Origin of the sequence: Synechococcus sp. HJ21-Hayes (genome assembly GCF_024345835.1) — a bacterium.
GTDB lineage: Bacteria > Cyanobacteriota > Cyanobacteriia > PCC-6307 > Cyanobiaceae > Vulcanococcus.
Genome location: NZ_JAGQBW010000001.1, coordinates 1 through 17699, shown reverse-complemented (window position 1 = coordinate 17699; position 17699 = coordinate 1). Strand labels below are relative to the sequence as shown.

Annotated in this window: 16 protein-coding genes and 1 tRNA gene; 10 read left to right on the top strand and 7 right to left on the bottom strand. The window is 59.5% G+C overall.

The annotated features are described in order from the left end of the window. The first annotated feature begins 65 nt into the window (after positions 1-65). Entirely contained in the window at positions 66-1172 is a 1107-nt protein-coding gene (prfA, locus tag KBZ14_RS00090) for a peptide chain release factor 1 (protein ID WP_255116256.1), read from the top strand. On the opposite strand, the gene KBZ14_RS00085 is transcribed toward prfA, so the two are convergent. Continuing rightward, positions 1169-1678: an HNH endonuclease gene (locus tag KBZ14_RS00085; protein ID WP_255116255.1), complete on the bottom strand. Its 510-nt coding sequence runs from the start codon at positions 1676-1678 to the stop codon at positions 1169-1171. The genes prfA and KBZ14_RS00085 overlap by 4 nt on opposite strands. 88 nt (positions 1679-1766) lie before the next feature. Between KBZ14_RS00085 and alr the strand changes: the two genes are divergently transcribed. From alr to KBZ14_RS00055, 5 genes are all read left to right on the top strand, one after another. Further along, the gene (gene alr, locus KBZ14_RS00080) at positions 1767-2951 is read left to right on the top strand and encodes an alanine racemase (protein ID WP_255116254.1); all 1185 of its coding nucleotides are present in this window, start codon (positions 1767-1769) and stop codon (positions 2949-2951) included. Between the two features lie 18 nt (positions 2952-2969). Then, a tRNA-Ser gene (locus KBZ14_RS00075) sits at positions 2970-3058 on the top strand. 740 nt (positions 3059-3798) lie between these two features. Then, entirely contained in the window at positions 3799-5685 is a 1887-nt protein-coding gene (locus tag KBZ14_RS00065) for a class I SAM-dependent DNA methyltransferase (RefSeq protein WP_255116252.1), read from the top strand. Continuing rightward, a complete protein-coding gene (locus KBZ14_RS00060) occupies positions 5675-6958 on the top strand; it encodes a restriction endonuclease subunit S (RefSeq protein WP_255116251.1) in 1284 nt (427 codons plus the stop codon). The genes KBZ14_RS00065 and KBZ14_RS00060 overlap by 11 nt, the downstream gene beginning before the upstream one ends. Continuing rightward, entirely contained in the window at positions 6958-10149 is a 3192-nt protein-coding gene (locus tag KBZ14_RS00055) for a type I restriction endonuclease subunit R (RefSeq protein ID WP_255116250.1), read from the top strand. The genes KBZ14_RS00060 and KBZ14_RS00055 overlap by 1 nt, the downstream gene beginning before the upstream one ends. Positions 10150-10423: 274 nt before the next feature. On the opposite strand, the gene KBZ14_RS15890 is transcribed toward KBZ14_RS00055, so the two are convergent. The 4 genes from KBZ14_RS15890 to KBZ14_RS00035 all read right to left on the bottom strand — a co-directional run bounded on the left by KBZ14_RS15890 (position 10424) and on the right by KBZ14_RS00035 (position 14021). Further along, positions 10424-10591, bottom strand: coding sequence for a helix-turn-helix domain-containing protein (locus KBZ14_RS15890; protein WP_399210585.1), 168 nt, complete (start codon positions 10589-10591; stop codon positions 10424-10426). Between the two features lie 1028 nt (positions 10592-11619). Further along, positions 11620-12324, bottom strand: coding sequence for a hypothetical protein (locus tag KBZ14_RS00045; protein ID WP_255116248.1), 705 nt, complete (start codon positions 12322-12324; stop codon positions 11620-11622). Continuing rightward, a complete protein-coding gene (locus KBZ14_RS00040; protein ID WP_255116247.1) occupies positions 12321-12572 on the bottom strand; it encodes a helix-turn-helix domain-containing protein in 252 nt (83 codons plus the stop codon). Before KBZ14_RS00040 ends, KBZ14_RS00045 begins: the two co-directional genes overlap by 4 nt. A gap of 516 nt (positions 12573-13088) precedes the next feature. Beyond that, on the bottom strand, positions 13089-14021 hold the full coding sequence (locus KBZ14_RS00035) for a serine hydrolase (protein WP_255116246.1): 933 nt from the start codon (positions 14019-14021) through the stop codon (positions 13089-13091). A gap of 17 nt (positions 14022-14038) precedes the next feature. Here KBZ14_RS00035 and KBZ14_RS00030 point away from each other — a divergent pair, with 17 nt between their 5' ends. Beyond that, on the top strand, positions 14039-14785 hold the full coding sequence (locus tag KBZ14_RS00030; protein WP_255116245.1) for a C40 family peptidase: 747 nt from the start codon (positions 14039-14041) through the stop codon (positions 14783-14785). Positions 14786-14809: 24 nt separating this feature from the next. Further along, positions 14810-15781 (top strand): glycosyltransferase family 2 protein, encoded by a 972-nt coding sequence (locus KBZ14_RS00025; RefSeq protein WP_255116244.1) that lies wholly within the window; start codon positions 14810-14812, stop codon positions 15779-15781. On the opposite strand, the gene KBZ14_RS00020 is transcribed toward KBZ14_RS00025, so the two are convergent. Further along, positions 15739-16209, bottom strand: coding sequence for a HEAT repeat domain-containing protein (locus KBZ14_RS00020; protein ID WP_255116243.1), 471 nt, complete (start codon positions 16207-16209; stop codon positions 15739-15741). The two genes, KBZ14_RS00025 and KBZ14_RS00020, sit on opposite strands and share 43 nt — an antisense overlap. Before the next feature lie 119 nt (positions 16210-16328). On the opposite strand from KBZ14_RS00020, the gene KBZ14_RS00015 reads away from it, so the two are divergent. Further along, positions 16329-16445 carry a photosystem I reaction center subunit VIII gene (locus tag KBZ14_RS00015; protein ID WP_010315023.1) on the top strand — a complete coding sequence of 39 codons (117 nt, stop codon included), beginning with the start codon at positions 16329-16331 and terminating at the stop codon, positions 16443-16445. A 42-nt stretch (positions 16446-16487) separates the two neighbouring features. Then, complete coding sequence (locus KBZ14_RS00010) at positions 16488-16979, top strand: photosystem I reaction center subunit XI (RefSeq protein ID WP_255116242.1); 492 nt, start codon at positions 16488-16490, stop codon at positions 16977-16979. Positions 16980-17072: 93 nt separating this feature from the next. On the opposite strand, the gene KBZ14_RS00005 is transcribed toward KBZ14_RS00010, so the two are convergent. Continuing rightward, positions 17073-17348 (bottom strand): hypothetical protein, encoded by a 276-nt coding sequence (locus tag KBZ14_RS00005; RefSeq protein WP_255116241.1) that lies wholly within the window; start codon positions 17346-17348, stop codon positions 17073-17075. Between the last annotated feature and the right edge of the window lie 351 nt (positions 17349-17699).

The following is a 17699-nucleotide window of genomic DNA, read 5'->3' as shown; positions in this document are numbered from 1 at the left end:
TGCACAACGGATTCACCGCAGGGCCGGATGCTCCAGGGCATCCGGCTTTTTGCTGACCTGCTGCCATGGATGCTTCTTTCCTGAGTGAGCGGCTGGAGACGGCCCGTCGCACCTTCGAGACCCTGGAGCGGCAATTGGCCGACCCCGATGTGGCGGCTAACCCCAGCCAGCTGGAGCCGATTGCCCGCGAGCGCGCGCGGCTGGAGCCTCTCGTGAACGGCTACGCCGAACTTCAGAGCCTTCAGCGTCAGGAGCGGGAGGCGCGTGAGTTGCTCAAGCAGAGCCGTGGCGACCTGGAGATGGAGGCGCTCGCCCAGGACGAGCTCAGCGTGCTCGGCCAGAGCCTGGCCCAGTTGGAGGAGCAGCTCACCCTGGCGCTGTTGCCCCGCGACCCGCGGGATGAGCGCAGCGTGATGCTGGAAATCCGCGCCGGTGCCGGCGGTGATGAGGCTGCCATCTGGGCCGGGGATCTAGCCCGCATGTATGAGCGGTACGCCCAGAGTGTGGGCTGGAAGGTGCAGCCGGTGAGCGCCTCCGAGGCGGAGCTTGGTGGCTACAAGGAGCTGATCCTGGCGATTCAGGGCGATGGGGTCTTCAGCCAGCTCAAGTACGAGGCGGGGGTGCACCGGGTGCAGCGGGTGCCCGCCACGGAGTCCCAGGGGCGGGTGCATACCTCCACGGCCACGGTGGCGGTGATGCCGGAAGCCGATCCGGTGGAGGTGCAGATCGACCCCACCGAGATCGAGATCAGCACGGCCCGTTCCGGTGGGGCGGGCGGCCAGAACGTGAACAAGGTGGAAACGGCCGTGGACCTCCTGCACAAACCCACGGGCATCCGCGTGTTCTGCACCCAGGAGCGGTCCCAGCTGCAGAACCGCGAGCGGGCCATGGAGATCCTCCGGGCCAAGCTCTATGAGCGTGAACTGGCCGAGGCCAATGCCAAAGAGCGTTCGGCCCGTTTGGCCCAGGTGGGCAGCGGCGATCGCAGTGAAAAGATCCGCACCTATAACTACAAGGACAACCGCACCACCGATCACCGCTTGGGCCGCAACTTTTCGCTGGAGCCTGTGCTCCAGGGCCAGTTAGCGGAATTGATCGGCGCCTGTGTGTCAGCTGATCAGAGGCGCCAGCTCGAGGAGCTGGCGGAGCAGGCCTCCGGCAGCAACGGTTAGGCCGCGTCCCAGCTGCTCACATATTTGGCCCATTCGGCATGGCTGCCATGGGCCATCTGGCGACGGGCTTCGAACAGGGGGCCGCTCACCGGGCGCCGAGGCTGGCGTGCCAGCACCATGCCCGCTTCCCGGGGCGTGCGGTTGCCCTTATGCACGTTGCAGCGCAGGCAGGCCGTGGTCACGTTCTCCCAGGCATGGGCCCCTCCGCGGCTGCGGGGCATCACGTGATCAATGGAGAGGCGTTCGCTGAGGCTGCCGCAGTATTGACAGCAATGCCCGTCGCGATGGAACAGGTTGCGGCGGGTGAGCGGTAATGGCCGAAAGGGCACCCGGACGAACTGGCACAGGCGGATCACCGTGGGCCGTTGCAGGCCCGGCCGCAGACAGAGGGTGGGGTCGTGCTCCAGGCCTTCAGCCTTGCCCTTGAGCACCATCACCGTGGCCCTTCGCCAGCTGGTGATGTTCAGCGGCTCGTAGGAGGCGTTGAGAACGAGAACGTGGCCCATGCCAGCTCCAGCCCTGCGGGGCTGCAGGATTGGCAGCATGCTAGGGCGCATCTTGATTGGGATCTGCAGCCCCGCGTACCCTTTGCCGATGTCTCAAGTGTCGCCAGCCACCCCTGAGCTGCGGGCTCATCCGCGCCAGCGGGCCTGGGTGGAGGTGAGTGAAGCTGCGATTGCGGCCAATGCCACCGCCCTAAGGCGCTCTCTCAGCCCTGGTTGCGCCTTGATGGCTGTGGTGAAAGCCGATGGCTACGGTCACGGTGCTGTGCCCGTGGCACGGGCTGCCGCTGCCGGAGGTGCCAGCAGTTTCGGCGTGGCCACCCTCCAGGAGGGCCTCGAGCTCCGCCAGGCCGGCCTGGAGGCCCCCGTGTTGGTGCTGGGCAACCTCACCCAACCGGATGAACTGCGCACCTGTTTGCATTGGCAGCTGATGCCCACCCTCAGCGGCATGCGGGAGGCGCTGCTCTGTCAGAACATTGCCGCTGGTAGCGGCCGCACCATGGCCGTTCAGCTCAAGCTCGACACCGGTATGAGCCGGCTTGGGGCCGCTTGGGGGGATGGCCCCCGGCTCGTGGAGGCGATCGCCAAACTCGAATCAGTGCACCTGACCGGTGTGTATTCCCACCTGGCCGATGCCGATGCGCCGGACTTTGCTGACGGGGGCCTGACCGCGCAGCAGCAGCAGCGTTTTGAGGCCGTGCTAGCGGAGCTTCAGAACCAATCTCTGCCGTCTGGCTGCCGTCACCTCGCCAACTCCGCTGGCACCCTGCGTAGCCCCAGCCTGCATTTCGACATGGTGCGGGTGGGCTTGGCGCTCTATGGCCACCGGCCTGCGTCCCATCTGGGGGAAGGGCTGCCCCTGCGTCCGGCCATGCGGGTGCGGGCTCGGGTCTCGCTGATTCGGGAGGTGCCTGCGGGGGTGGGGGTTAGCTATGGCCATCGCTTCATCACCCAGCGCCCGAGTCGCCTGGCGGTGTTGGCCATCGGCTATGCCGACGGCGTGCCTCGCCTGCTCTCCAACCAGCTGCAGGTGCTGTTCGCGGGCCGGTCGGTGCCCCAGGTGGGCGCCATCACCATGGACCAGCTGGTGCTGGACGCCACCGACAGCCCCGATCTGGACGTGGGCAGTGTGGTGACCTTGCTGGGGGAGGACGAGGCTGGTGGCTGCATTGCCCCTGAGGCTTGGAGTGAGCCCTGCGGCACCATTCCCTGGGAAATCCTCTGCGGTTTTAAGCACCGCCTGCCGCGATTGGCCCTGGAGGGGCAGGGCGGCTGATAAACTGTGCAGGCCGCTGGAGAGGTGGCTGAGTGGTTGAAAGCGGCTCCCTGCTAAGGAGTTACAGGAGGCAACTTCTGTCGAGGGTTCGAATCCCTCCCTCTCCGTTTTAAGAAGGTTCTCGAAGGTCTCACGATCTCCCAGAACCCCGAGATCCCTTTCTGAAACAGGGTTTTTGTGCCCAGGCAGTCTCCCATTGTGTCATGGGGTCACGCGCATGTCTTGGGGGGATTTTTGGGGGAACCAGTGTCGCCCTATTCCCCCAGACCAACTGTGCCGCAAGCACTTACGGGCATTGTTGTGGGGGAAATCTCTGCTGGTTCCTTTGAGCGGGTTTCCTGCCAATTGCCTTAGCGCCTTTGCCCAGGGTTGGGGCAGCGGCGAAATTGTCTGCCGCGATCAGGAACCCTGATCAGATGGGGTGGCACCTCACCCCACCTCAGGACACCACCCACGCCTGACCTCCCGCCGAGCAACCCACCGAGCGCACCTCCGAGTTAGGTGCTCGCCCTGGGGAATCAGACCCTGGTGGATGGGGCAGGTGAGCACCGTGACGCAGTGCCTGCCGACCTCGTAGCGAAAGTGCTGGCGGGTCATGCAGACGGCACCAGAGCGGGCGGGTCTCAGGACATCCCCATCCAGGTAGTCCCACTCCTCAGCGGGAGGCATCGGCGCGGGAGACGACCACAAAGGCAGGGAAGGTACTCCTGTACTAGTCGCGGCGATGGGGTGGGGTCAAGGGTCGTCAACCAAGCGCACGGGTAGCGCCTGCAAGTTCCATGCGAGATCCGCATAACGGGCAAAACCCAGTGCTGTAGGCAAAAATGGGCGGAAGCGACCAGCGCCAGTGACCGACTCCGCGACCTTCAGCACACCCGAAGCAAGCGATGAAGACCTGGGGGATCTGCTGCTGGAGGTGCTCCCGCCCGATCGGAGCACGATGGGGAACCTCTCAGCACGGGAGGCACTAAGTCGGGTAGCAGAAAGGCAGATCAGCGAAAAGGAATACGAGGCGGTCAAGGAGAAGGCACTGACTCTGGGAATGATCCGCAAGGGGCAGGGGCGTGGTGGATCCGTGCGCCTGGCAGAAGGGATCCCTGGAGGCAGTCGCTACGAGGCACCCTCAGCACCAGCAGCAGGCAACAGTCGAGGCAGAGCGAAGAAGGAAGCACCCGCCAAGGATTTCAAGGCAGTGCTCTGGGCGAGTGCCGACAAACTTCGTGCCCAGATGGATGCGGCGGAATACAAGCATCTGGTTCTGGGTCTGATCTTCCTCAAATACATCTCAGACACGTTTGCCGCCCAACAAGGCAGGGTGCTTCTGATGGTCAGCGACCCAGACTCTGACAACTACGTGGGTGATGACCCTGCGGAGCACCAGGCATCGCTGGAAGACCGTGACTACTACACCCAGGAGAACGTGTTCTGGGTGCCTGCTGATGCCCGCTGGGAGTCGCTACGGGCACGGGCAAAGCAACCTGATATTGGTCAACTGATCGACAAGGCACTGGTTGCCATCGAGAACGAGAACCTTCCCTTGAGGGGAAAGTTGGATAAGCGGTTTGGTACTGCCCAACTGGAACCAGGGCGACTGGGTGAACTGGTGGATCTGATCTCCACCATTGGATTTGCTGACGACCAGCGATCAGGAGATGTGCTGGGTGAGGTCTACGAATACTTCCTGGGTCAGTTCGCCAGCGCAGAAGGCAAGAAGGGGGGTCAGTTCTATACACCTGCTCACGTCGTCAAAACGCTGGTTGCTGTGCTGGCACCACACAAGGGTCGGATCTATGACCCCTGCTGTGGGTCTGGCGGAATGTTCGTTCAGAGCGAGAAGTTCATCCAAGCGCACGGTGGCAAGCGTGATGACGCCTCGATCTATGGGCAGGAGAGCAACCCGACCACCTGGCGATTGGCAGCGATGAACCTGGCGATCCGTGGGTTTGCTGCTGATCTGGGTCAAGAACCCGCTGACACCTTTGCCAGAGACCAGTTCCCTGATCAGAAGTTCGACTACATCCTTGCCAACCCACCGTTCAACATTTCGGATTGGGGTGGGGAGAAATACGAGAGTGATCCACGCTGGGTTTATGGGAGACCACCAGTCGGCAATGCCAACTATGCGTGGTTACAACATATGCTCTGGAAACTTCGCCCTGGCGGTGAAGCAGGGGTAGTTCTCGCTAATGGATCAATGAGTTCTAACCAGAGCGGTGAGGGGCAGATTCGTGAGGCGATGGTTCGTGGCGATGTGGTGGAGGTGATGGTGGCGCTGCCAGCACAGTTGTTTCTAAACACTCAGATTCCTGTCTGCCTGTGGTTCTTGACGAATGACAAGACCCAGCGTGGTCGTGATCGTCGTGGAGAGACGCTGTTTATTGATGCCCGCCAGATGGGCACGATGAAGACCAGGGTTGAGCGAGTGTTGACCGATGAGGATATTGCCAAGATTGGAGACACCGTTCACGCTTGGCGTGGCGATGGTGAGGTGTCTGACGCTTATGAGAATGTCGCTGGTTTCTGCTACAACGCCAAGTTAGAAGAGATCGAGAAGAATTGTTTTGTGCTCACGCCTGGTCGCTACGTGGGAGCAGCAGATGTTGAAGATGATGGTGAGGCGTTTGATGAGAAGATGAAGCGCCTCACTGGATTGCTCAAGCAGCAGCAGGAAGAGGGAGCAAGGTTGGATCAGCAGATTGCTGAGAATATGAGGAGGTTGGGATATGAGTTCTGAATGGAAATACGTCCCGCTCGGCGACGTGTGCTCTCGCATAACATATGGATTCACAAATCCAATGCCAACCATCGATGGTGATGGGGCATATATGGTCACCGCAAAAGATATCAAGAATGGAAGAATCCAATATCAAACCGCCAGGAGAACGTCCTGGGATGCTTATCGAGGCAAGTTGACAGACAAGAGCAGACCAGTAAAGGGCGACTTGCTGCTTACCAAAGATGGAAGCATCGGGCGACTGGCACTCTGCGACAGAGGCGACATCTGTATTAACCAGTCAGTTGCTCTGCTCCAGAGCAACGGCAAAGGAGATTTTAGATATATCAAATACGTGCTGGAAGCACCCGAATATCAGCGACAGATGGAGGCAGGTTCCGACGGATCCACCATCAAGCATATTTACATTACAAGAGTAGACAAGATGATGATTCCTCTTCCTCCACGCAAAGAGCAGGAAGGCATTATTTCTATCCTCGGCACCCTTGACGACAAGATCGAGCTTAACCGAAAGACCAACGAAACGTTGGAGGCGATGGCAAAGGCGCTCTTCAAGTCGTGGTTTGTGGATTTTGATCCAGTAAGAGCGAAGGCAGAAGGTCGACCAACTGGATTGCCAGCAGAAATCAGTGACCTGTTCAGCGATTCATTTGAGGATTCGGAACTGGGTGAGATTCCGAGTGGGTGGCGGGTCGGATCAATATATGAAGTTTCGTCTGTGATTTACGGCGCACCCTTTTCCTCGTCGCTTTTCAACAGCAATGGCGAGGGTGTTCCAGTTGTACGAATCAGAGACCTCCCCACTGAAGCGCCTGCTGTTTTCACTACTGAGATCCATCCAAAAGGAACCCTAATAAAACCTGGCGACATTGTTGTGGGAATGGATGGCGAGTTCAGGGGATATCTATGGGGCGGCAATGAATGCTGGATGAACCAGAGGGTTTGTCAGTTCGTGCCCAAAACAAACGATCACTCCTGCTTCGTAATGGAGTCGATACGCAAACCGCTAATGGAGGTTGAAATGTCAGAGACGGCAACAACCGTGATCCATCTTGGCAAAGGAGATATTGATAGATTCAAGATTGTTATTCCCAGCCAGACCATCCTCGACTTATTTGGAGTGAAATCAAAACCTCTACTCGACACCATTGTAAGGAACAAGAAGGAGAGCAGATCTTTGACTCAACTGCGTGATACCTTGCTCCCCAAACTCATCTCAGGTGAAATCCGAATCCCTGCCGCTGAGCGAATGCTTGAGGAGGTCGGTGTCTAATGGCACTCATCACAGAAGACCATCTGGAGCAGCAGTGCCTTGAGTGGTTCCAGGAACTGGGATACGCCTATGCCTTTGCTCCCGACCTTGCCCCTGATGGCACTACGCCTGAACGCACAGACTTCAGGCAGGTCATCCTCACTGGTCGTCTGCGCTCAGCACTTCAGCGCCTGAACCCAGAAGTTCCAGTGAGCACCATTGAGTCAGCGGTGCTCCAACTGGCGAACCCAAACGTGCCTGGTCTTCTGGCATCCAACCGCAACTTCCACCGTTGGATGACCCAGGGGTTACCCATCACCTATATGGATGGGAACCAGCAGGTCGGCATTCGTCTCAAGGTCATCGGATTTGACGACCCTGCTTCCAATGACTGGTTGGTGCTGAACCAGTTGGCGATCCAGGGCACCAAGAACAACCGCCGCCCTGATGTGGTGGTCTACCTGAACGGTCTGCCGCTGGCGGTGATCGAACTGAAGAACCCTGCCGATGAGAAGGCAGACATCTGGGCGGCGTTCAACCAACTCCAGACCTACAAGCAAGACATCCCCGACCTGTTCACGCCCAATGTGCTGCTGGTGATCAGCGATGGCATCCAGGCACGGTTGGGTTCCTTGAGTGCTGATAAGGAGCGGTTCCAGCGTTGGCGCACGATCGAAGGGGAGAACCCCATTGATCCGCTGGGCAACCACCGTGACCTGGAGACCCTGGTGCAAGGGATCTTCGATAAGGGGCGACTGCTGGAGTTCGTTCGCTCCTTCTGCCTGTTTGAAGAAGACGGGCAGATCATCAAAAAGATCGCTGCCTACCACCAGTTCCACGCCGTCAGAGCAGCAGTGGAAAGCGTGGTCAAAGCAAGCAGACCCGATGGCGACAAGAAGGGTGGCGTCGTCTGGCACACCCAGGGCGCAGGCAAGAGCATTGAGATGGCGTGTCTGGCGGGCAAGTTGCTCACCGATCCACGCCTTGAGAACCCGACTCTGGTGATGGTCACGGATCGCCAAGACCTGGATGGGCAACTGTTCGGGGTGTTTGCTGGAGCAGGCGATCTGCTGGGTGAATCCCCCAAGCAGGCAGACAGTCGTCAGGAACTGAGGGATCTGCTGGGCAACCGACCCAGTGGCGGCATCATCTTCACCACGATTCAGAAGTTCGCCATCGAGGATGGAGAGGAGAAGTTCCCCGCTCTGACCGACCGCCACAACGTCGTGGTGATCTGCGATGAAGCGCACCGCACCCAATACGGGTTCAAAGGTCGCTTCGACACCAAGACAGGGGAGATCAAATACGGATTGGCAAAGGCATTGCGGGATGCCCTGCCCCAGGCAACGTTCCTTGCCTTTACGGGAACGCCCATCTCCCAAGACGACCGTGACACTCAGGCGGTCTTCGGGCACTACGTCTCCGTCTACGACATTCAGCAGGCAGTGGAAGACGGTGCCACGGTGCCGATCTACTACGAATCCCGCCTGGCAAAACTGGCACTCAAGGAACCACTGCTGCCCCAGGTGGATGAGCAGGTAGATGACCTCTTCTCAGATGAAGACGACATTCCTGCTGCCGAGCGGGCAAAGAGCAGGTGGGCAGCACTGGAAGCACTGGTGGGCGCTGAACCACGCCTGAAGCAGGTGGCGGCGGATCTGGTTGCCCACTTTGAGCAACGCTCACGCACCCAACCAGGCAAAGCGATGGTGGTGGCAATGAGCAGAGACATCTGTGCTCGCCTCTATGACGCCATCGTTGCTCTGCGACCTGACTGGCATGACGACGACCCGAAGAAAGGTGCCATCAAAGTCGTGATGACGGCATCGGCAGCAGATGAGCAATACCTCCAACCGCACCACACAACCAAGCAACAGAAGAAGGATCTGGAGAAACGGTTCAAGAATCCTGCCGACCCGCTCAAGATCGTGCTGGTGCGGGATATGTGGTTAACGGGGTTTGATGCTCCCTGTATGGCGACGATGTATGTGGATAAACCGATGAAGGGGGCGAACCTGGCGCAGGCGATTGCCCGAGTCAACAGGGTCTTCAAAGACAAACCAGGCGGTCTGGTGTGCGATTACATCGGCATCGCACCTCAACTCAAGGAAGCACTGGCGACCTACACGGCATCGAAAGGCAAGGGTGATCCAACGATTGACACCAGTGAGGCGCTGCGGATTCTCAAGGAGAAACTCCAGGTTGCCCGTGACCTGCTCCACCCCATCGACTGGAGTGGTTTCAGGGATCCCAAAACAGCAATGGCACTGCTGCCCAACTGCCTGGATCACATCCTTGAACTACAAGAAGGCAAAAAGCGTTATTGCGACACCGTGCTGGCGATGACCAAAGCATTTGCCCTGTGCGGAACCCTTGATGAAGCGATGGCACTCAACGATGAGGTGACCTTCCTTCAGGCGATCCGAGCACCACTGATCAAGGGTGATGGAGTGGGAGGTGATGGTGGTGCCCCCAAGAATGTTGATTTTCAGTTGCGCCAACTGCTCTCTGAGTCGCTGGTCGCAGATGGAATCGCTGATGTCTTCAAGGTCGCAGGTCTACAAAAGCCTGATCTCAGCATCCTGTCAGATCAGTTTCTGGCAGAGGTCAGCAAGATCCCCCAGAAGAATCTGGCGGTTGAACTGCTCCAACGGTTGCTAAGGGAAGAGGTTCAGACACGCTTCAAGACCAACGTGGTCAAGCAGAAGCGTTTCAGTGAACTGCTCCAGGCATCCCTGAACAAATATGCCAATCGCTCCATCGAAGCGGCACAGGTGATCGAGGAACTGATTGCGATGGCAAAGCAGTTCCGTGATGAGGCAGAGAAGGTAGAAGCGATGGGGTTGTCTGTTGCTGAGGTTGCCTTCTACGACGCCCTAGCGAATAACCAGTCAGCACAAGACCTGATGGGTGATGAGGTGCTGACGACGATGGCACGGGAATTGGCAGAAAAACTCAGGGGCAACCTCAGTATCGATTGGCAATACAAGGAAAACGTTCGGGCACGACTGCGAACAATGATCAAGGGATTGCTGAAACGCTATAAGTATCCGCCTGATCAGGAGGTGGCAGCGATTGAGTTGGTGCTCCAGCAGACAGAGATGATCTCTGAGGAATGGTCGAGAGAGGATCTTAGCAAGAAGATTCAGGAAGTGGTCGCTGACGCGCTTACCAACAATCTGGGCACTCAGCGTGAAGACATTGACAAATGAACAGCGCCCCTCAGCACATCGTATCGATCGCGGGAGCAAGACAAGGCGCGCTCTTACTCGAATGAACCCCTTGGAATAACGTCAATATTATTTTCGTCTAACCAGTTAACGAGAAGCGCGTAGAAACCATCGCTCAACTCGGGATCAAGTTGCAAGACGTCAAAGACCGACTCAACTGCCTCGTCGATCTGCTCCTCGCAGACATTGCAAACGACTTTCTCGTCGCCAGGCAGTTCTCCACTCATTTGCGCCGCTGGAATATGTTTAAAACTGATTATAGTTCGTCGACTGCCTCCAGTAAATCATCAATCCCGCAATCCAGCACAGTCACGATCTTGGATGCCAGATCCAGCGAGAGTGCTGACGCTGCCTTGTCGTCGTTTCTTACCAACCTCGTGATGGTCGTTACCGCCACCCCAGCAGCAATCGCCAAAGAGTTCATGGTGATGGATTTCTCCCCCGCCTCAGAGACTAACGATGGGGCCTGTCCACAAAAACCAGTCCACCTCAGTGTTGAGGGATCCATGCACCATGACGTTTGAGTCATGACAACTAGCCGCAGATGAGATGCAGGCCACAGCGGTCATAAAGCACAAAAGCCAGATGCTTCAAGCACATCTCACGCTTATCCGCTGCTGCCATGGAGAAACTGCAAACAGCAGATCCTGGCGACACAGTGACGACCATCTCTAGGGCTATGGGTTATCGATACGCCTCAAGCTTCACTGCACGACCGATGAGCGAGGGAGCGTTCAGGCAGTCACTGGAGCAGATCTGGGTGAAGGGGTCTTGGAGGTAGGCCTAGGGACGAGAGGGATCAAGACCAAGCAAAGAATCAGGTGCTAGACAGTTACCGTGTGTGATCGAGGATTTGAGAAATCAAGTTACTGAGGGACTGCCGCTCCTTGATCGAGCGTTCAACCAGGCGAGCAAAGGTTGGGAATGAAAGCGTAACTACGACCTGCTGAGTGACTTCGTCGTCTTCCGAAGAGGCTGAATCAGATGCGGCTGAGGTCTGGGGCACGATTTCTCAAGATGTCGATGTGATGGTCAGATTCTAAAGATGAAAAATTAGAGAGGAGAAGGTGTAGGGGGTGAATATGAGGCCAATATGCTATACAGTGAGGCGCGGCAAGATGGCTGAGCGAGAAAGCATTCAGGCGATCCTTGGCGTGGATCTTGCCCAACCGCCAGCAACCATTGAAGTTTTAGCTGTTGATGCGGCGAGGAAGAACGGGCGACAAGTGAGCCAGTCGAGCAGCTGCCAATCGCAGGGCGCAGATGGTCTATTCGCCCACAGTGTAAGGTGACAAAATCTCGTCCCCGTAGGCAAACTGGTGATCAGGCACCAAGTCTCTGTGACTGACTCGACGACCTTCGCCATGCCAGAAGCAGAAGACGAGGATCCAGGTGAAGACTTAGGCGGCCTCCGCAACCTGGCGGCATCACTGACCTGAAATAAAAATCTTGTTACTTATTTTGGACAAGAGCGACTGCTCTTGAAAGAGTTAATCCCATTGCATCATAAATAACGAGCCCGTGAAGAAGGATCAGGATTCTTGCCCGGGCAGATCTCCCTTTGATCCCACTGATAGAAGCAGAAAAAACAGAAGAAAAGGAGGCGATTAGATAGTCAATGGGGCGCGGATTTTCACTCTCGATATCGAGCCGGAATAATTGTCGCTGCTTTCTTCCGGCGCTTGTGTCCAGTCGCCAATAAATCCACCCCCAGACAAGAAGAGAGTAAGGGAGGAAGAAGAGCAGTTGGGTAATCAGGAGAAACCGCGAGGTCGTGAAATCGAATACCAGAATATTCAGGCCGATCAACTGAGTGGTCATCCTTGCAATAAAGTAGATCCCAAGGATATCGAGATACCTCCGCGACCACTGAGGTTTGCCTCTAGAGGCAAACAGGTAGGCAAGGGGTAGGACGACTAGGGGGATGGTTGCGTAGGAGAGGCGGCGAACGACAAAGAACTCGAACTCGGCAAAGAAGGCAGTTGCTCCATGAAGGGAAGAGAGAAACTCGGCATCGGAAACGAATGCCAAGTTCTCAAAGCACAGCAATGCAAAAACAAGAAGGAAGAACAGCTCTTCCCATCGATGAGAAAAATAGGAGAGTAGCGGCGAAATCAGTCCTGATTCCTTGTTTCTTTCTTCCAGGCGTTCGCTCACCGCTCAGCAACCTCTAGTAGATCCTCAATTCCACAATCCAGCACGGTCACGACCTTCCCCGCCAAATCCAGCGACAGTGCCGACGCTGCCTTGTCGTCGCTTCTCGCCAGGCGGGTGATGGTGGTTGCCGCCACTCCAGCAGCAACCGCCAACGAGTTCATCGTGATGGGTTTCTCGCCTGTCTCGGCACGTCGCAGATTTGCCTTGGCGATTGCCTTGGCCAGGGTTAGGCGAACTTGCTTTGCCATAACAGGCACGATACCTCAATCGCCCAGGGAATCACGGGTCATGCTAGGGGCGTGGTGCTTAGTGCCAGATGCTAAAGGGCGCCTGGTATTGCCTCAAGCAGGCAGAGCCCAAGAACAGCAGAGAGCGCCAGCAGGGAAGGGATGGCAGCCAGTGCGACCAGCGTGAGCAGGAGTCCGCTGATGCCGCTGCCGATGGTCGCCTCAGTAGCGCCGTCATGGTTCAGAACTGGGCATGATGACTTGGCCAGGATTCGATATGGACTTCTCGCACCCAGTCGCATCTTTGGCGGCATTTGTGTGACCGTGGCGAGTCAGGAAAAGCCGATGATTCGAGCTGGCCTTGATGGAATAACCGGCATTAGTGGCGCTAAGTGATCATCAGTAGATGGGCAAAGCGTCGTTGGCATTTGGGAGAACTTTTTGGGGATTCCCGCCCTCCGGCGTAGGCATCGATGTTCCCTGTTCCAGCGCGGTCTCTCTGAGAGTTGGGTGGAATGTTGGTCTGGCACTCCGCTCTCAGCTGGTGGGGGCCTCCACCAGCAGTGTCGTGAGCCCCGGCAGCAGGGCCTCGTCCTGGGCCCGTTCAGGGCCCTCGCTGAAGATCACCAGCACGCAGGGATGGTGGCCGGGGGGCTCCAGGTAGGCCGCATCGTGGCGGGCCTGACTCATCCAGCCGGCCTTGCTCCACAGCTGAGTGCCGTCGGGAACGCCCCCGCCGATGAAGCCATCCACCTGGTTCTCGGGATCCGCGGCCCGCGCGGCGGGATCCAGGGAGCGGGCCAGCAACTCCTGCATGCGGCCGCTGGCGGGGGGAGACACCATCGCTCCCGCCATCACGCCGTGCAGCACCCGGGCGGTCATGTCGGTACTGAGTCGGTTGCGGTTCTCGAGCTGCTCCCCATAGGACTGGCGCTCTCGCCCGTAGGGCCCATCGCCCCAGGTTTTCTGGCAGGCATTGCAGTGCAGCCATTCAGGCCAGCCCAGACCCGCATACCACTGGTTCACCAGTTGCCGCTGCAGGCTCCAGCGCTCTAGGGCCATGGGGGGCAGCTCCGGGCCGCTCTGGGTGCCGGTGAGCAGGTCGAGCACCATGCCGGTGGCGTCGTTGCTGGAGTCGCGGATCATGTCCGCCAGTGCCCTGCGCAGTTCAGGGCTGTCCGTGATCAACTGGCGCTGCAGCCAGGCTTCGGCCGCCACCAAATAGAAGAGCTTCACCACGCTGGCTGGGTAGCGGGGCTGCTCGCCGCCCCACGCCGCGCCGTGAACCGGGCGTGCCCAGAAGGCCTCGCCATCCTGGGCGGTGCTGGCGGTGCCCCGCAGGCTGCTGCCGTAGCGCAACCAGGTCACGGAGAGCTGCTCCCGCAGCCCCGGGCGCCCCTGGGCTTCCAGTTGGTCGATCGCATCGGAGAGGATCCGCTGCATCGGCCCATCCGGGCAGTAAAACCCCATCACAGCCCAAGGCGTTAATGGCGAGATTAGGCAGCCTGGCTCCGGGAACCCCTGCGGCTCTGGAGTTGTTGCAACCTGGCAGCCTCTGGCGGCTGACGGCCCCGATCAACCTCTACAGCCGCCCGTCCGGCAGCGGCCTGGCCACGCAGGCGGCTGCCGGCCGCTGCCTGGAGGTGCTGCAACCCGAGCAGGCGCCAGAGCACCGGCTATGGGTTCGCCTGCTCGAGGACGGCTATCCCGGCTGGATCGCGCCCGGCGACCTGCTTGGCCATGCCCGCGCGACGCCGCGACCACGACCCCAGCTGCTGGATGCCCAGACCATCGCCGCCCGGCTGCCGCGCGTGATGGCCTTTGCCGAGCGGGCGCGCCAGTGCGCCAACCACTATCTCTGGGGGGGAACTCTGGGCCCAGATTTCGACTGCTCCGGGTTTACCCAGAGCGCCTTTGCCTCGGCTGGCGTGTGGATCCCCCGGGATGCCTATCAGCAAGAGCGCTTCTGTCAGCCGGTGGCGGTGCGTCCCGGCACCTATGGCCTACTCCGGGCCGGAGATCTGCTCTTTTTCGGCCAACCCCAGCGCTGCAGTCATGTGGGCCTCTACCTCGGAGAGGGCCGCTACCTGCACAGCTCCGGCCGCGAGCACGGCCGTCATGGCCTGGGGATCGACAGCCTCGATCCCCAGGTTCTGCATCCCGTGAGCAGCCACTACCGGCGGGAGCTGCGCGGGGCTGGGCGGGTGATGCGCTGCTACGACGGCGTCGCATAGGTTGCAGGCATTCACAGGTGTCCGATGAGCGCGCCGCTCAGGCCCGAACTGTCCATCGTGGTGCCCCTCTACAACGAGGAGGAGAGCCTGCCGCTGCTGGTGGAACAGCTTTTGGCGTCACTGCGGCCCCTGGGACGCCCGTTTGAGCTGGTGCTGGTCGACGACGGATCGTCCGATGGCACAGCCAGCGTGCTGCGGGTCATGGCGGCTCAGACCCCTGAACTTGTCGCGATGGTGTTGCGTCGCAACTACGGGCAGACACCGGCCATGTCAGCCGGTTTTGATGCCAGCCGTGGGGATCTGATCGTGACGCTGGACGGCGATCTTCAGAACGATCCAGCCGATATCCCTATGTTGCTGGAGCAGCTTGAACAGGGCTACGACCTGGTGAGTGGCTGGCGTTATCAGCGCCAGGACGATGGCTTGAGTCGTCTGCTCCCTTCTCGATTGGCGAATCGACTGATTGCCAAGGTCACTGGAGTGCGCCTACACGACTACGGCTGTTCCCTCAAGGCCTATCGCCGGGAGCTAGTGGAGGACATCAGTCTTTACGGCGAGCTGCATCGCTTTTTGCCGGCCTTGGCCTTCATCGAGGGCGCACGGATCACCGAGGTGAAGGTGAACCACAAGGCCCGTCAGTTTGGCCAGAGCAAGTACGGGATTGATCGCACCTTCCGGGTGCTCATGGACCTGCTCACCGTGTGGTTCATGAAGCGGTTTCTGACCCGTCCGATGCACGTGTTCGGCTTTGGCGGCCTTGCCTCCATTGCGCTAGGCCTGGTGCTGGCCCTCTATCTTCTGGCCGAGAAGCTGCTGGCGAACGCCGATATCGGTAACCGGCCGCTGCTCCTGGTGGCCGTGCTGGCCATCGTGGCGGGCGTGCAGTTGTTCTGCTTTGGCCTGTTGGCTGAGCTGCAGATGCGCACCTATCACGAGAGCCAGGGGCGCCCGATCTATCGGGTGCGGGAAACATTGCGGGGCAGCGGAGCGTTCTGAGTGGGTTGCCTCGCCGCTGTGCTGCGGCCGCGGAAGGCCGCCATGGCCTCGGCGGCCAGGCTCACCACCGTGGTGTCGGCATCCTTCAGGCCTCTTCGGATCAGAGGTAACGCTGCCCGGTGGCCCCAGGCCCTGCAGGCCGCCATGGCCTGTTGGCGCTGATCACCACCAGCACGGAACTGCCTCTCCAGTTCGGCCAACAGTTGCTGGCGGCTGCGGGCATCCCGGGGCCAGTGGGGTGCTTCCTCCTCAGCGGGTTCTGGGCTGGGGCCGTCTGGCTCGGCTAGCACCAGCTCCATCTGGCTGCGGTTCAGGGCCGCCACCTGAGCGGTGTCGGTGGAGCTCAGCAACCTCGGCTTCGGCCGTCCCAGCAGCCAGCACACGGCGATCAGGGCGGCGAGTGCAGCACCGGAGAGGGCCTGGGTCATGGCTTGGCGGGTGGTCTGGGGGAGCGGTCTGAACTTTTATGTCGCCCACCAGGCTGCTGAACGGCAGTTTCGGAGGGGCTCCTTACAGTGCCGAACGGTAGCTGTATTGGCCCACGCTGATGACCGGAGACTTCGTCGCCGCCTGGATGCCCTCGGTGTTCGTGCCCCTTGTCGGGATCCTCGCTCCTGCGGTGGCCATGGCCCTGCTGTTCAACGTGATAGAAGCCCGCGACTGAGCAGTCGCCGCTTCCATCCAGCCAACCGACCCTCTTCCACCGATGACCGTGACCCCTGTCGCCGACCCCTGCGTCGGCAATCTGGCCACTCCCGTCAACAGCAGCTACTTCACCAGGGCATTCCTCAATGCCCTGCCGGCCTATCGCCCTTCCCTCTCCCCCAACCGTCGCGGTCTGGAAGTGGGGATGGCCCATGGCTTCTTCCTGTATGGCCCCTTTGCCATCACTGGTCCGCTGCGCCTCACTGAGTACGCCAGCACCGCCGGCCTGCTCGCTGCTGTTGGTCTGGTGTCCATCCTCACCGTGTGCCTGTCGATCTACGGCACCGCTGGTCTCGGCCCCAGCGTTCAGCCCGCTGACGCCACGATCGATAATCCCCCTGCCGACCTCTTCACCAAGGCCGGTTGGGCTGAGTTTGCCAGTGGCTTCTGGCTCGGCGGTTGCGGCGGTGCTGCCTTCGCCTGGTTCCTGGCTGGCACCACCATCGTGGCTCCCCTGGTGAAGATTGCCGGTGGCGTGTGGAGCGTGGGCTGAGGCTCAACACTCAACCATCTCAGCCCCGCTAACGCGGGGCTTTTTTTGTGGGTTGCCTGTGGTGCATGGCCTTCGAGGGCTGCGCAATGGTGATCAAGACAGTGCACCAGTGAGCAGCTGTTCCTCGATTTCCTCCGTGAGGCCCGTATCGGCGAAGTCGGAGGAGGGCGGGAAGTAGAGCTCCCGCAGCCATTCGATCAGGAGGCGACGGTCGCGCATGGCCATGGCGAGTGCCTCCAGGTCCAGTTTCACGGTGCCGTCGTAGAGGATCGACTGCTCCAGGTCCTCCAGCTCGATACAGATCGCCCGGTAGAGGCAGTATTCGCGGATGGTGAGATCCCGAATCGGCTTGCGTCGCCTGGTGGTCATGGTTGCGGCGCTGTTTGTTGAAAGTCTGAGGGCGCTCTGTTGGACTGGTCAGTGGTGATCATGATCTGCGGCATCGGGTGTGACGTGGCCCCTGGATATCGGTCCAGCGTGAATGAGAGTTCTCATCGGGCCAGGCTGGGCTGGGGACTCCACCATGAAACGAACCCGCCACACACCTGAGTAGGTCATCCGCAAGCTTTCGCCGATGTCTGCTGCGGCTCTAGGGAAGCTCTGGAAAACCCCAGCGATCCACGGGACAATGGTGCTGTGATCACAGGCCAGGACTGGATTGATGGGTGGCAAGCAGCTCGGCTTCTCGGACTACGAGCTGACGACGGCCAAAAAGCAGAC

Bases quoted from the DNA above. Each gene is read 5' to 3' on its own strand.
- prfA (WP_255116256.1), top strand. From the start codon at position 66: ATGGATGCTTCTTTCCTGAGTGAGCGGCTGGAGACGGCCCGTCGCACC.
- KBZ14_RS00085 (WP_255116255.1), bottom strand. From the start codon at position 1,678: ATGGGCCACGTTCTCGTTCTCAACGCCTCCTACGAGCCGCTGAACATC.
- alr (WP_255116254.1), top strand. From the start codon at position 1,767: ATGTCTCAAGTGTCGCCAGCCACCCCTGAGCTGCGGGCTCATCCGCGC.
- KBZ14_RS00060 (WP_255116251.1), top strand. From the start codon at position 5,675: ATGAGTTCTGAATGGAAATACGTCCCGCTCGGCGACGTGTGCTCTCGC.
- KBZ14_RS00055 (WP_255116250.1), top strand. From the start codon at position 6,958: ATGGCACTCATCACAGAAGACCATCTGGAGCAGCAGTGCCTTGAGTGG.
- KBZ14_RS15890 (WP_399210585.1), bottom strand. From the start codon at position 10,591: ATGAACTCTTTGGCGATTGCTGCTGGGGTGGCGGTAACGACCATCACG.
- KBZ14_RS00040 (WP_255116247.1), bottom strand. From the start codon at position 12,572: ATGGCAAAGCAAGTTCGCCTAACCCTGGCCAAGGCAATCGCCAAGGCA.
- KBZ14_RS00035 (WP_255116246.1), bottom strand. From the start codon at position 14,021: ATGGGGTTTTACTGCCCGGATGGGCCGATGCAGCGGATCCTCTCCGAT.
- KBZ14_RS00030 (WP_255116245.1), top strand. From the start codon at position 14,039: ATGGCGAGATTAGGCAGCCTGGCTCCGGGAACCCCTGCGGCTCTGGAG.
- KBZ14_RS00025 (WP_255116244.1), top strand. From the start codon at position 14,810: ATGAGCGCGCCGCTCAGGCCCGAACTGTCCATCGTGGTGCCCCTCTAC.
- KBZ14_RS00020 (WP_255116243.1), bottom strand. From the start codon at position 16,209: ATGACCCAGGCCCTCTCCGGTGCTGCACTCGCCGCCCTGATCGCCGTG.
- KBZ14_RS00015 (WP_010315023.1), top strand. From the start codon at position 16,329: ATGACCGGAGACTTCGTCGCCGCCTGGATGCCCTCGGTGTTCGTGCCC.
- KBZ14_RS00010 (WP_255116242.1), top strand. From the start codon at position 16,488: ATGACCGTGACCCCTGTCGCCGACCCCTGCGTCGGCAATCTGGCCACT.
- KBZ14_RS00005 (WP_255116241.1), bottom strand. From the start codon at position 17,348: ATGACCACCAGGCGACGCAAGCCGATTCGGGATCTCACCATCCGCGAA.